We start from the raw sequence: 13,740 nt of genomic DNA, 5'->3' as shown, positions 1-13,740 counted from the left end.
TCGCCCCGGTCGGTCGCGGGCCGCCCCGATCCGGTCCTTCGCCGGCGAAGCGCTGTCGTCACGGTCACCGCCACTGGGCCCCGGCGCGCCGATCCCCATCTGGTGGGAGCGCGGCCTAGGCTTTTGGCCATGGCCCCCCTTACCGCGTTGCCCGAGGCGTTCCACCGCGCCGTCGCCGGACTGCGCGCGGTGACCCCCCGGGAGGAGATCCAGATCGAGGAGGTCGGCGCCCCCCAGCGGCTGGCCCCCTACGCGTTCGCGTTGAGCGCCACGGTGCTGCGTGGCTCGGACGAGGTGGCCACCGGACGGTTGGTCCTGCTGCACGACCCGGACGGACACGACGCCTGGCAGGGCACCCTGCGCCTGGTGACCTACGTCACCGCCGACCTGGAGGTTGACCTGGTCGCGGACCCACTGCTGCCGACCGTCGGCTGGACCTGGTTGACCGATGCGTTGGAGGTGCACGGCGCCGCCTACGGCGCGCTGGGCGGCACGGTGACCCAGACCTGCTCCACCCGGTTCGGCGAGCTGGCCGGCCCGCCCGCGGGTGGCGACATCGAGATCCGCGCCTCGTGGACGCCGTCGACCACTGGGCTCGACGCCCATCTGAGGGCCTGGTGTGACCTACTGGCGTCGACCGCCGGTCTGCCGCCGCCGGGGGTGACGGTGCTGCCGGGCCGGCGGCGGTCGGCCGGCACGGCCTGACCCGGTCAGCAGATCTCGAACACGTCGCAGGCGGTACGGATCGGCACAGCCAGCCCGATCCCCTCGGCGTCGCGGGCCTTCGCGGTGGCGATGCCCACCACCTGCTTGCCGCTGTTGATCACCGGCCCGCCCGAGTTGCCGGGGTTGATCGGAGCGTCGAACTGGATGACCGGGCCGGTGCTGTCGTCGGCGTCCCGCAACGCGCTGACCACCCCGGTGGTCACCGAGTCGACGAGCCCGAGCGGGGCCCCGACGACCACGATCTGCTGACCGGACTTGACCTCGTCGGGAGCTGGCGGCAGGCCGGGGAAGGAACGGTCGGTCCGCAGTTGCGCCACGTCGCTGTCCTCGTCCACCGCGACGACTGCGGCCTCGATTCGTTCACCGTCGCGCTCCAGGAAGACGCGCCGGTTGCCGGCCAGATAGCTGGGCTCGACGACGTGGTAGTTGGTCAGCAGATTGGTGCCGCCGTCGGCTGACTCGCCCACCGCGAAGGCCGTGCCGGTGAACCGCCCGGCGCTGACCCGGAAGACGCTGGGCAGCACCGCCGTGGCGATCGCCTCGGGGTCGAAGGCCGCGCCGACCTGCCGTTCCAGCTCGGCGGCGCGCGCCTCGACCAGCTCAAAGCGATCGGCGTCGGCTCCCTGCGCCCGGGCCAGCCGCTGGTCGACCTCGGCGAGTCGGGTGGTCAACTGGCGGATCTGGTGCGTCTGGAAACCCGACAGGCCGGCCAGGAGCAGGACCAGCAGCAGCGCGGTCACCCCTGGCCATCCCCGCCGGACCGGGGTGACCCGGCGGAGCTGGTCGGCCGGCGGCGCCCACGAGCCCGGGCGGTCCGAGGTCGCGCCGGCCGGCGACCAGGACGTCGACGTCTCTGGAGCAGAGGGCGGCTCGCCGGCGGCATGAGCCTGCTCAGCGGCGTAGGCGTCGGCATGATCCTTATCGGCGGCGTAGGCGTCCTCGACGGTGTGGGCCGCCGGCAGCGTATGCGCCTCCGGCGCGGCATGTCGCGGGCCCGCGATGTCGGGGGCAGCGACGGAGCGTGGATCGTCGTACCCATTGGTGGAGCGCGGATCGTCGTACCCACTGGTCATATCGTGGCAGCCTCTCCTTCAACGCGGCAGCCGGCCCACCTGCCGCTGAGCGGCGATACGACCGTACCGGGCAGTACGGTGTTTGTCGTCACCTCTCGCCCGGTGATCACACGATTGCCACCCGTTGGACACATCACCGGGGTGTCGCCGGTCAACTCGGCCCGGCTCGGAGCCGACGCGCCGGTGACACCTCGTGCGGCCGGCGGCAGGCCGGGCACTAGGGTTGTCAGGTGACCGACGAATCCCCCCTGCGCCGTCGGACCGCGCAACGCCCAGCAGGGAGCGAGCCGCACCACCCGCTGGCGCAGCCGCCGGCGTCCGATGTCGTGGGGTCCGACTCCTCGCCCGGCGGGCCCGTTGCGCTGACCGCTCCCCGCGACGGCACCCCTGCACCGGTAGCCGACGACGACGCTCTCGCCGAGGCCGTTGCCCGGTTCGCTGCCGGCTCCGGTCCGGTCGCCATCGACGCCGAGCGCGCCTCCGGATACCGCTACACCCAACGCGCCTATCTGGTGCAGCTGCGCCGGGCGGGTGCCGGTACGGCGCTGATCGACCCGCTGCCGCTGCCTGAGCTGGGCACGCTCGACGCCGCGATCGCCGATGCCGAATGGGTGCTGCACGCCGCCAGCCAGGATCTGCCCTGCCTGGCCGATGTCGGGTTGCGCCCACGCCGGTTGTTCGACACCGAGTTGGCCGCCCGGCTGGCCGGCTACGAGCGGGTGGGGTTGGCCGCGCTGACCGAGGCGCTGCTCGGCTTCTCGCTGGAGAAGCATCACTCCGCCGCTGACTGGTCGACCCGCCCGCTTCCGGAGTCGTGGCTGACCTACGCGGCGCTCGACGTCGAACTGCTGGTCGAGTTGCGGGACGTGCTCGCCCTGGAGTTGGAACGCCAGGGCAAGCAGCAGTGGGCGGCCGAGGAGTTCGCCGCCCTGGTCGCCTGGGGCAGCCAGCCGACCCGGGTGCGGCCGGAGCCGTGGCGGCGGACCTCCGGCATCCACCGGGTACGCGGAGCGCGGGCCCAGGCCCGGGTACGCGCGTTGTGGCAGGCCCGGGACGACGTCGCCGCCCGCCGCGATTCGGCACCGGGCCGGGTGCTGCCGGATTCGGCGATCATCGCGGCGGCCGAACTCGACCCCCGGGACGAGCGGGCCCTGCTGGCGTTGCCTGGTTTCAACGGCCGCTCGGTCCGGCGGTTGGCGCGGATCTGGCTGGACGCGCTGGACGTCGCCCGCGCCCTGCCCGACGACGCCCTGCCGACCACGCCCCCGGTCGACGGCCCTCCCCCGCCGCACCGCTGGGCGGAACGGGATCCGGCGGCCGCGGCACGGCTGGCCCGGTGCCGGGAGGTGGTGATCCGGACGGCTGCGGCGAACCTGCTACCGCCGGAGAACCTGATCGCGCCGGACTCGGTCCGCCGGCTCGCCTGGACTCCGCCGGAGGAGATCAGCGAGGAGTCGGTGGCGGCGACGTTGCAGGGGTTCGGTGCCCGCTCCTGGCAGGTGTCGCTGATCGTGGCGGAGCTGAGCGCCGCGCTGCGGGACCCGCCGCGGTAGGCCGCTGCGGCGGGTCGCCAGAAACGTCACGATGAAGGTTACCGTCGACGCGGCCGGAGGCCGTGCTCAGTCGTTGAGCACCTGGTCCCGCCGCGCCGACCAGGCCAGCGAGTGCCGGATGCCGTCGGCGATGGACAGCTCGGGCTTCCAGTCGAGCAGCCGACGCGCCCGTACGCTGCGGGTGTACGAGCCGGCGGCGTCGCCGGGGCGGGGCCCAATCTCCCGGACCCGCAGCGGCTGGTCGACCACTGAGCGGAAGGCCTCGACGAACTCACGCACCGTGGTGCCGTCGCCGGTGCCGAGGTTGAGCACCTCGTAGCGGCGGTCGGCGCCGACCGGCAGAATCTCGTCGAAATGGCGCAGCGCCTGGACGTGCGCCCGGGCCAGGTCCCAGACGTGGATGTAGTCGCGGATTCCCGAGCCGTCACGGGTGGGCCAGTCGACCCCGGTGATGGTGAACTCGGCCCCGGTCTGCACGGCGGTGATCAGCTTGCCGAGGACGTGGGTGGGCTGGCGGATCTGCAGGCCGGTGCGCAGCTGCGGGTCAGCGCCGATCGGGTTGAAGTAGCGCAGCGACAGCGCCCGCAGCGGCATGGCGGCGGCGCAGTCGGCGAGCAGCATCTCCATCACCGCCTTGGTCCGCGCGTACGGGCTGGTCGGCTCGAGCGGTGAGGACTCGTCGACGGAGAAGTCCTCACCCGGCCGGTAGATCGACGCCGAGGAGCTGAACAGGTACCGCTCGGCTCCGTTGCGGGCCACATGATCGATGAAGTCGATCGACTTCGCGACGTTCTCCCGGTAGTAGCGCAGCGGTTCGGCGACCGATTCGGGCACCACGATCAGCGCCGCGGCGTGCACCACTGCGCTGATGTCCGGGTGTTCGGCGAAGATCCGGTCGATCAGGGCACCGTCGGCGATGTCGCCCTGGTAGAAGATCCGGTCGCGGGTGAACTCGATCCGCCCGGTGCTCAGGTTGTCCAGCACCACGGGTTCGATGCCGTCGTCGAGGCAGGCGGAGGCGATCGTACTGCCGATGAAGCCCGCGCCTCCGGCGATCAGAACCTTCACCGTGTCTCCTCTGTTGGGTTGTCGTCCGTCTGGGGTTGGTCGTCCGTCGCCCGTCCGGCGGGTCGCGAATGTCCGGTGCGGGCGGTGGCGCACGATTGACAATCACGGTACCGGAGCCGGATCGGACCGATCCGCCGGAGGAGACCCCGACCGGTGCCCCTGGTGTGGCCCGGGCCACACCAGGGGCACCGGTCGACCATTGTTACCGACAAGTAGCATGGAGGCCTGCCCCGCGTACCCAGGCCGGCAAGGAGGCCCCATCGTGCCGCGTGAAGTCCGGGACGTCGTCTTCGTCGACGGCGTCCGTACCCCGTTCGGCAAGGCCGGCGGGATGTACGCCCACACCCGCGCCGACGACCTCGTCATCCGCTGCATCCGCGAACTGCTGCGGCGCAACCCGCAACTACCCCCCGACCGGGTCGAGGAGGTAGCCATCGCGGCGACCACCCAGACCGGGGACCAGGGGCTCACCATCGGTCGCACCGCCGCGCTGCTGGCCGGGCTACCCAAGACGGTGCCCGGCTTCGCCATCGACCGGATGTGCGCCGGCGCGATGACCGCGGTCACCTCGGTAGCCGGCGGCATCGCGATGGGCGCCTACGACGTGGCGATCGCCGGCGGCGTCGAACACATGGGGCGGCACCCGATGGGCGAAGGCGTCGACCCCAACCCGCGCATCCTGGCCGAGAAGCTGGTCGACCCGTCCGCGCTGATCATGGGCGCGACCGCAGAGAACCTGCACGACCGGCTGCCCGGCATCACCAAGGCACGCGCCGACGCCTTCGCCCTCGCCTCCCAGGTCAAGACCGCCAAGGCGTACGCCAACGGCAAGCTGCAGCCCGACCTGGTCCCGGTGGCGGTCCGCGACCCGGAGGCCGGCTGGGGGCTGGCAGTCGTCGACGAGGCGCCCCGGGAGACCTCCCTGGAGAAGCTGGCCACCCTCAAGACCCCGTTCCGGCCGCACGGGCGGGTCACCGCCGGCAACGCCGCCGGGCTCAACGACGGCGCGACCGCCAGCGTGGTCGCCGCCGAGGACGTGGCCCGCGAGCTGGGGCTACCGGTGGCGATGCGGCTGGTCTCGTACGGCTTTGTCGGCGTCGAACCGGAGGTGATGGGCGTCGGCCCGATCCCGGCGACCGAGAAGGCCCTGCGGCTGGCCGGGCTGGGCATCGACGACATCGGCCTGTTCGAGCTGAACGAGGCGTTCGCCGTCCAGGTGCTGGCCTTCCTCGACCACTTCGGCGTCGACGCCGACGACCCACGGGTCAACCCGTGGGGTGGCGCCATCGCCATCGGGCACCCGCTGGCCTCCTCCGGCGTACGGCTGATGACCCAGCTGGCCCGGCAGTTCGCCGAACATCCCGAGGTGCGCTACGGGCTGACCGCCATGTGCATCGGCATCGGCATGGGCGGCTCGGTCATCTGGGAGAACCCGGCCTGGACCGGCCCGGCACAGCAGGGAGACGAGAACTGATGCTGCACAACCCCGACGAGGTGGTCACCCGGGCGCTGGTCCGGCAGGTGAACGTACCCGGACTGGACCGGCCCGCCGCGCTGATCACCCTGGACAACGGCCTGGACCACCGCAGACCCAACACCCTCGGGCCGGCCGGGCTGGCCGGCCTGGACGCGGCGATCACCGAGGCACTGGCCGGCGAGCCGGCCTTCGTGGCGGTCACCGGCAAGCCGTACGTCTTCTGCGTCGGCGCCGACCTCACCGCTATGCCGCAGCTCGTCGACCGGGAGCAGGCGCTGGAGATCGGCCGGACGGGCCACCGGATCTTCGCCCGGCTGCGCGACAGCGCGGTGCCGACCTTCGCCTTCGTCAACGGCACCGCGATGGGTGGCGGGCTGGAACTCGCCCTGCACTGCCACTACCGGACGCTGTCCGGCGGAGCGGGTCCGCTGGCCCTGCCGGAGGTGTCCCTCGGTCTGGTGCCGGGCTGGGGAGGCACCCAGTTGCTGCCGAACCTGATCGGCATCCCGGCCGCCGCACAGGTGATCATCCAGAATCCGTTGACCCAGAACAAGATGCTCAAGCCGAAGCAGGCCGCGGAGATGGGCATCGCCGACATCCTGCTCGAACCGGCCGACTTCCTGGAGCGGTCCCTGCAGTGGGCGGCCGGCGTGGTCACCGGCGAGGTCACCGTCGACCGCCCGGAGGTCGACCGGGACATGTGGGACGGGGTGCTCTACTTCGCCCGCCAGCTGCTCGACCAGCGGCTACACGGTGCGGTACCGGCCGCTTACCGGGCCCTCGACCTGCTCGCGCTGGCCAAGGAGACCCCGTTCGCCGACGGCACGGCCGCCGAGGACGAGGCCCTCGCCGACCTGATCCTGTCCGAGGAACTGCGCAGCGGGCTGTACGCGTTCGACCTGGTCCAGCGACGCGCCAAGCGGCCGGCCGGCGCTCCCTCGGCGGACCTGGCCCGGCCGGTCACCAAGGTCGGCGTCGTCGGGGCCGGGTTGATGGCCTCCCAGTTGGCGCTGCTGTTCGCCCGCCGACTGCAGGTGCCGGTGGTGCTCACCGACCTGGACCAGGCCCGGGTGGACGCCGGGCTGAGCTACGTGCACTCCGAGATCGAGAAGCAGGTCGGCAAGGGCCGGATGGACACCGGAACGGCGGCGAAGCTGCTGGCGCTGGTGAGCGGGTCGGTCGACAAGAGCGCCTTCGCCGACGCCGATTTCGTCATCGAGGCCGTCTTCGAGGACCTCAAGGTCAAGAAGCAGGTGTGGGCCGAGGTCGAGTCGATCGTCGGCCCCGAAACGATCCTGGCCACCAACACCTCGTCGCTGTCCGTCTCCGACATGGCCGCCGACCTGGCCCACCCCGAACGGGTGGTCGGCTTCCACTTCTTCAACCCGGTCGCCGTCCTGCCCCTGCTGGAGATCGTCCGCGGGGAGCGGACCGACGACGCGGCCCTGGCCACCGCGTTCGCCATCGGCAAGCAGCTGCGCAAGTCCTGCGTGCTGGTGTCGGACGCCCCGGCCTTCGTGGTCAACCGGCTGCTGACCCGGTTCCTCGGCGAGATCTTCGCCGCGGTGGACGCCGGCACCCCGCCGGAGGTCGCCGACGCCGCGCTGGACCCGCTCGGCCTGCCGATGCGGCCGCTGGCCCTGCTGCAACTGGTCGGCCCGCCGGTGGCCCACCATGTCGGCGGTACGTTGCACGCCGCCTACCCCGACCGGTTCACGGTCAGCGACAACCTGCGGCGGATCGCCGAGTCCGGGCTGCCGTTGATGGTGGACGACGAGATAAACCCCGAGATCGGCAAGCTGCTGGAGGTCGGGTCGCAGCCGTTGACCGCCGAGCAGGTCCGGCAACGGGCCCTCGACGCGTTGGCGCAGGAGGCCCGGCTGATGCTCGACGAGGGTGTGGTCGCCGAACCACAGGACCTCGACCTGTGCATGATCCTCGGCGCGGGGTGGCCGTTCCACCTCGGCGGGATCACCCCGTACCTGGACCGGACCGGCACCGCGCAGCGGGTGACCGGCCGGCGGTTCCTACCCGCCGGGGTGGCCAGCAGCCCAGCCGCCGATTGACCGGACGAAACGGAACGGGATGTCGAGGCCGCCACCTTGGCCTCGACATCCCGTTTGCCGCCTGAGCTGGCTTACCTACAGGACAAATTCCAGACCTACCTGTAGGACAAGTTCGTCTGACCCTCGATCACCCGGCCGGCGATGTACAGATCGCCATTCGAGTCGAGAACCGCAATGATCTTCTTTTGACTCCCGAGATGGGTCGTGAAGTAGATCTTGTCCGCTTCCTGCGAGGTCGAGTAGTTCGTGTTGACCGAAAGCTCGATGCTGACCGGCGAACTGATCAGGACGTCCTTCTTGGGCGAGCTCTCGTAGACCTGGTTCTGCCGGAGCCGGATGCGTCCGTGAGTGTCACCCTCGTCCCAATCCGTTGCGAGTCCAAGATCGACGTCGGGCATCGGATCTCCTTTCGTTTGCCCGGAATCCCTCCGGTAGGTCGACTCCCCTGGACGACCGAATCGGAGTCGACGCACTTCAGCCATCGACGCGACCTATTTATCCCACCCGATCCGGTGCCAATTCAATGGTAGGACAACCCCAACCACCTTGGCTAGACACAAAATTTGTCAGCAAAGCCGACCAACATCTTCACCCCGATGCAATTTCCACGACGCCCGACCCCACCAACCGACCACTTCGCCCCAAATGACCGGCCAGCACCGCAACACCTGTTGATTCGAGAAGATGATTCACATAACCGGTTCCGGCAATCATATTTGTCGAACCCAAAGTCAAACCGATGGAGTCAAGTGAACATTGCTGACACCGGGCCCCGGCAAGCGGGCCGCAGGGTCAGGGCGCGGTGGCAGGTCAGTTCCGACGTACCGGCGAGGCAGCCACCGGCAGTGGCGTGTCAGCAGCCGGCAACATCAAGGTGACTTCAAGCCCGCCCCCGGGCTGGGCCACCGCGGACACGGTGCCGCCGTGTGCGTCGGCCACTGCCCGCACGATCGACAGGCCCAGGCCGGATCCGCGCGCTCCGGTCCGTTCCCGGCCGCCCCGGCGGAACGGCTCGAACAGGCCCGGCACGTCGGCCTGGTCCACCTCGAAGCCGGTGTTGCCGACCAGCAGGTAGACGTGCGAGCCGTGGCTGCCGGTACGCACCCACAGCCGGCCGTGCAGGTGGTTGTAGCGCACCGCGTTCTCGATCAGGTTGCCGGCCAACCGGTCCAGCAGGCTGGGGTCACCCACCACCACTGCCGGATCCAGGGCGGTACGCACGTCCAGCTTCAACCGGCGGGTCTCAGCCTGGACGGCCGACAACGCCGCGCAGACCCCCTCGGCCAGGTCCCGGGGCACCTTACGGACCAGCCGCCGGCCGGACTGCGCCTCGCTGCTGGCCAGCACCAGCAACGCGTCGAACAGCCCGTTGGCCCGCTCCGACGCGTCCCGGACCACCGTCGCCATCCGCTTGTACTCGGCCAGGTCGGCGGTGTCGTCGGCCATCGTCACGTCGATCTCGGTGCGCATCACCGCCAGTGGGGTACGCAGCTCGTGGGAGGCATTGGCGACGAACCGCTTCTGGGCCTCGAACGACGCGCTGAGCCGGTCCAGCATGTCGTCGAAGGTCGCGGCGAGCTCGGCCACCTCGTCACCGGTGCCGGAGTAGCCGATCCGCTGGTCCAGGGTCTGTTCGCCGAGCCGCCGGGCGGTCGACGTCACCTGCTGCAGTGGGCGCAGCGCCCGACCGACGACGGCGTACGCACCGACCACCCCGACCACGCTGATCGCCAGCAGCGCGACCAGCGCCTTGGCCAGCAGCTCACGGGACGCCCGCTCGACGATCCCGTCCTGCCAGGCGGCCGCGTCCAGCTCGCGACCGTCGGCGAGCACCACGGTGGTCCCGGGCACGAGCTGGTCCGCCGGGCGCAGCGCGTCGGTGACCAGCAGCCAGGCGAGCAGGACGAAGACGGCCAACGAGCCGACCAACAGGACGGCGTTGAACAGGGTGAGCCGCAGCCGCAGGGTCGGCCGGGGGGTGCGCAGCGTCGGCCAGCGTCGACCCGGCGAACCCGCCGTCGACGCCGCCGGGGCGGCGGATCCGGGCAGCCGGTTCACTGGTACGCCTCGTCGGGCAGCTCCGGTCCGGCGACCCGGTACCCGGCACCGACCACGGTCTCGATCAGCGGAGGTTCCCCGAGCTTGCGGCGCAGCGTCATTACCGTCACCCGTACGGTGGTGGTGAACGGATCAGTGTTGGCGTCCCAGACCCGCTCCAGCAGCTCCTCGCTGGACACCACCGCGCCGCGCGCCTTGACCAGCTCCTCCAACACGCCGAACTCCTTGCGGGTGAGGTCGACCGGCTGGCCGTCCCGGGTGGCCACCCGGCGGGCGGGGTCGACGGTCAGGTCGGCGATGGTCAGCACCGGCGGGGCCGCCGGGGTGGCCCGCCGGCCGAGGGCCTGCACCCGGGCGACGAGCTCGGTGAACGCGAACGGCTTCGGCAGGTAGTCGTCGGCGCCCAACTGCAGACCTTCGACGCGGTCGGCGACGGTGCCGCTGGCGGTCAGCATCAGCACCCGGGTGAGAGCGCCGGAGCCGACCAGGTCCGCGCAGATCTGGTCACCGTGCACGCCGGGCAGGTCGCGGTCGAGCACCACCACGTCGTAGCGGGTCACGAAGGCCATCTCGTGTCCGGCGGAGCCGTCGTACGCCACGTCGACCGCCATGCCCTGCCGACGCAGCCCACGGACGATCGCGTCGGCGAGGTTCCGCTCGTCCTCGACCACCAGTACCCGCACGACCGCCTCCTGTCAACGTCGGTTCCCACCCTGCGTGCCACGGTGTTAAGCCTGCGTGAAACCGCAGGGGTGACGCCGAAACTAGTCGGGCAACCGCCAGATGCCGAGTCCGCCACTGACATGTCGGCACACCAGCGCCTCGGCGCTCGCCTGGCAACTGTCCCTCGCGTCGGCCAACCGGAGCACCACCCGTGGGCGCGGTGCGCCCGGGGTGATCCGGGCCACCCACACCGCCGGCTGGAAGCGATCGTGCCGCAGGCCGAGCCAGCCGTCGCCGGTGACGGCGAACGGCACCCAGTACGGGTCGGATGTCACCGGCTCGCCAGTGGCCGGATCGACCACCAGCCGCAGCGTCGACGGCAGTCCGGCCTGTCGGCCCGGGGCGATCAGCAGGTAGCGGCCGAACGCGGAGTCCAGGTCCCAGTCGTCGTTGACCCACCGGGTCACACCGTCGGTCGGTTCCAGCCCACGTACCCCGCCACCCGGATGAGTGACGCACAGCAGCGACGCGCAGGAGGTGATGCCGTTGGGCGGTGCTGCCGGCACCGACCATCGCAGGGTCAATCCGTCCAGGTCGAAGGCCGACAGGGTGTCGTCGGTCGCCCTCACCAGCACGTCGGCCACCGCCCAGCTGCGCCACGGCTCCACCGGTTGCTCCGTCTCGATCCTCCCGGCGGTATGCACCTGCCCGGTCCGCGCGTCGCGGACCCGGACCCGGTCGCCGGACTCGAGTTCGATCACCTCGGCGAGCCGGTCGCCGTCGAATCGGTAGACGAACTCACCCTGCGCCGAGGTCGTCGCGGCCCAGCGGGTACGCCCGGAACCGGTCTCGACGACCTGCACTGTCACCCCGGCCCGGACCGCTTCCTGGGATTCCGGGTCGACCACACTCAGCAGGCTCCACAGGGCCACCGAGCCGTCCGAGGTGGCACCCACCAGTTGGCCGTCGGCCAACCAGCGCACCGACCCGTCGGCGGTGTCGACGGCGACGGTGCGCAGCACTCCGGCCAGGTCGACGGAGCCGACCAGCAGCAGGTCGCCGACGGGCTGCATACCGATCACCTCGCGGCGAAGCAGCCCGTCACCGTGCTCCGGTACCGGGACCTGCCAGCGAAGGTCGCCGCCGGGCACCTCGTAGGCGGCGATCGACTGACCGCCGGTGCTGCTGTCGGCCGGGTCCCCGCCGAGCGCACCGTCGAAGACGAACAGCAGGTCGCCGTCGAGCACCAGCTGGGCTTCGAAACCGACCTCGAGGTAGGCCGGGTCCGGCAGCGCGGGAAACGGCCCGGCGCCGGCGACCGTGGCCAGTACGGCGATGGTCAGGATTGCCGCGGAGCGCCAGCGGCGCGCCGCCGGTGCCCCCGTGACGGTGGTGGCCCCGACCGCCCAGCGGTCCGCCGTCGATGGCTGGGACCGGCCGGCACGGCCGACCTCGCCGAGATCGATCAGTGGTCCGTCGCCAAGGTTGTTCTCGCCCTTGTCCATCCGTACCCTCGCGGCCTTCGGTAACCACCCGGTGCCACCCTGCTCGCACCTGGGCCGAGCCTACGTGCACAGGTTCAGGGTGCCGGCGGTGCGGTGCTCTGCCGTACCGTCAGGGTCGTCGCCAGCTCCAGCCCGATCTGCCTGGTCTTTTCGCCACGGGCCAGCGCGAGAGCCAACTCGGTGGCGGTGGTGGCCATCTCGACCAGTGGTTGGTGGATGGTGGTCAGCGGAGGATCCACCAGCTCAGCCAACGGCAGATCGTCGAAGCCCACCACGCTGAGATCCGACGGAATGCGCAGCCCGGCCTTTCGCGCGGCCTGGTACACACCGAGTGCCTGGAGGTCGTTGCAGGCGAAGACGGCTGTGGGGCGGTCGGGACGCCCCAGCAGCTCCCGCGCGGCGGCCTCGCCGTCCTCCCGGTTCAGCCCGGCATGGACGATCAGGTCCGGCTGAGCGGGCAGACCGGCGGCGTCGATGGCGGAGCGATAGCCGTCCAGCCGGGCACGACAGCACAGAACCCGTTCCGGGCCGGCGATCATCGCGATCCGGCGGTGCCCCTGTTCGATGAGGTGGCGGGTGGCGGAGCGGCCGCCGGCCCAGTTCGTCGCGCCGACGAACGGTACGTCGTCGGGCAGCGCGGTGGTGGGGTCGAACACCACGAACGGAATCCCCCGGGCCCGTAGCTGGCTGCGCTGCTCCTCGTCCAGTTGGGCAACGCTGACCAGGCAGTCCGGGCGGCGGGCGAGAGTGCCGTCGATCCAGTATCGGATCGCGTTGCGCTCCGGGCCGAACTCGGTCAGGACGACACCGACGCGCTGTTGCCGGGCCGCCCGTTCGACACCGCGGATGATTTGCAGCCCCCACATGTCCTCGATCTGGTCGAAGACGAGTTCCATCGTGTTGCTCCGGGTGACCGGCGACGGCCGGCGGTATCCGTACTGGCTGATCAATGCCTCGACCCGGGCCCGGGTGTCCGCCGCGACGCCGGACCGACCATTGATGACCTTGGAGACGGTCGGGATCGACACCCCGGCCGACTCGGCGATCGCGGCGATCGTCACCGGTCGCGACGGGTCGCCGAGCAGTTGGCCCAGTTCGGTGACCGGTTCGCCCGACTCGACGTCTGCCAACCTGGCCCCTCTCCTGCCAACCGGGCGGTCACCGCCCGAGCCGCCTCACCCGAGCCACGCCGCCGCCAGCGCGGCCGGGTCTCCGCTCAGCGTAAGGATAGCCTCGGCGCCATCGGGCATCGACCCGCGTCGTAGCCGCAGGACGCCACGATCCGTCCCTGGCCGCTCGGCGGATGGCGCCCCCACCCGAAGCCAATGACATCGACGACCGTTGACGCCGATCAGTAGAAACTGTAACGTTCGCCAAGGAAACTTTCGAGCTCTGATGACCGATAGTTTCCGGCGGGAGCTCACGCTTGTCGCGGAGGCAGGGCAACCTCCGTACACCGCCTCATCCACCTGCGCACCGTCCGACAGGCCGCCTCCGGCCGCCTGCGCACCGTCCGACAGGCACCCCGCCATGGGTTGGGCCGTCGACACC

General features: G+C 71.1%; 11 protein-coding genes. 4 read left to right on the top strand and 7 right to left on the bottom strand.

The genetic code is table 11. The features are described 5' to 3' along the window. Nucleotides 1-129: 129 nt before the first annotated feature. Nucleotides 130-705 carry a DUF3000 domain-containing protein gene (locus O7629_RS06795; RefSeq protein WP_278168176.1) on the top strand — a complete coding sequence of 192 codons (576 nt, stop codon included), beginning with the start codon at nt 130-132 and terminating at the stop codon, nt 703-705. Nucleotides 706-710: 5 nt separating this feature from the next. On the opposite strand, the gene O7629_RS06790 is transcribed toward O7629_RS06795, so the two are convergent. Continuing rightward, nucleotides 711-1,799 carry a S1C family serine protease gene (locus O7629_RS06790; protein WP_278168175.1) on the bottom strand — a complete coding sequence of 363 codons (1,089 nt, stop codon included), beginning with the start codon at nt 1,797-1,799 and terminating at the stop codon, nt 711-713. A 248-nt stretch (nt 1,800-2,047) separates the two neighbouring features. Between O7629_RS06790 and O7629_RS06785 the strand changes: the two genes are divergently transcribed. Further along, a complete protein-coding gene (locus O7629_RS06785; protein WP_278174436.1) occupies nt 2,048-3,352 on the top strand; it encodes an HRDC domain-containing protein in 1,305 nt (434 codons plus the stop codon). Nucleotides 3,353-3,418: 66 nt separating this feature from the next. Here the strand turns inward: O7629_RS06785 and galE are convergent, their stop codons facing one another. Then, complete coding sequence (gene galE, locus O7629_RS06780; RefSeq protein WP_278168173.1) at nt 3,419-4,420, bottom strand: UDP-glucose 4-epimerase GalE; 1,002 nt, start codon at nt 4,418-4,420, stop codon at nt 3,419-3,421. Nucleotides 4,421-4,682: 262 nt separating this feature from the next. Between galE and O7629_RS06775 the strand changes: the two genes are divergently transcribed. Both O7629_RS06775 and O7629_RS06770 read left to right on the top strand, forming a co-directional pair. After that, on the top strand, nt 4,683-5,894 hold the full coding sequence (locus O7629_RS06775) for a thiolase family protein (RefSeq protein ID WP_278168172.1): 1,212 nt from the start codon (nt 4,683-4,685) through the stop codon (nt 5,892-5,894). Further along, entirely contained in the window at nt 5,891-7,963 is a 2,073-nt protein-coding gene (locus tag O7629_RS06770) for a 3-hydroxyacyl-CoA dehydrogenase NAD-binding domain-containing protein (protein ID WP_278174435.1), read from the top strand. The genes O7629_RS06775 and O7629_RS06770 overlap by 4 nt, the downstream gene beginning before the upstream one ends. Before the next feature lie 95 nt (nt 7,964-8,058). On the opposite strand, the gene O7629_RS06765 is transcribed toward O7629_RS06770, so the two are convergent. From O7629_RS06765 to O7629_RS06745, 5 genes are all read right to left on the bottom strand, one after another. Beyond that, nucleotides 8,059-8,361 carry a DUF6342 family protein gene (locus O7629_RS06765; RefSeq protein ID WP_278168171.1) on the bottom strand — a complete coding sequence of 101 codons (303 nt, stop codon included), beginning with the start codon at nt 8,359-8,361 and terminating at the stop codon, nt 8,059-8,061. Between the two features lie 412 nt (nt 8,362-8,773). Beyond that, nucleotides 8,774-9,949 carry a HAMP domain-containing sensor histidine kinase gene (locus O7629_RS06760; RefSeq protein WP_278174434.1) on the bottom strand — a complete coding sequence of 392 codons (1,176 nt, stop codon included), beginning with the start codon at nt 9,947-9,949 and terminating at the stop codon, nt 8,774-8,776. Nucleotides 9,950-10,017: 68 nt separating this feature from the next. Continuing rightward, nucleotides 10,018-10,704, bottom strand: a complete 687-nt coding sequence (locus tag O7629_RS06755) for a response regulator transcription factor (RefSeq protein ID WP_278168170.1) — start codon at nt 10,702-10,704, stop codon at nt 10,018-10,020. Between the two features lie 81 nt (nt 10,705-10,785). After that, nucleotides 10,786-12,189, bottom strand: coding sequence for a hypothetical protein (locus O7629_RS06750; protein WP_278168168.1), 1,404 nt, complete (start codon nt 12,187-12,189; stop codon nt 10,786-10,788). 74 nt (nt 12,190-12,263) lie between these two features. After that, nucleotides 12,264-13,319, bottom strand: coding sequence for a LacI family DNA-binding transcriptional regulator (locus tag O7629_RS06745; RefSeq protein WP_278168167.1), 1,056 nt, complete (start codon nt 13,317-13,319; stop codon nt 12,264-12,266). Nucleotides 13,320-13,740 lie beyond the last annotated feature (421 nt).

Source organism: Solwaraspora sp. WMMD792 (assembly GCF_029626105.1).
Taxonomy (GTDB): domain Bacteria; phylum Actinomycetota; class Actinomycetes; order Mycobacteriales; family Micromonosporaceae; genus Micromonospora_E.
Note: the sequence above shows the minus strand (reverse complement) of the source record. Positions and strands in the feature narration are given on the sequence as shown.

Coding starts and splice junctions, on each gene's coding strand:
- O7629_RS06795 (WP_278168176.1), top strand. CDS start 130: ATGGCCCCCCTTACCGCGTTGCCCGAGGCGTTCCACCGCGCCGTCGCC.
- O7629_RS06790 (WP_278168175.1), bottom strand. CDS start 1,799: ATGACCAGTGGGTACGACGATCCGCGCTCCACCAATGGGTACGACGAT.
- O7629_RS06765 (WP_278168171.1), bottom strand. CDS start 8,361: ATGCCCGACGTCGATCTTGGACTCGCAACGGATTGGGACGAGGGTGAC.
- O7629_RS06750 (WP_278168168.1), bottom strand. CDS start 12,189: ATGGACAAGGGCGAGAACAACCTTGGCGACGGACCACTGATCGATCTC.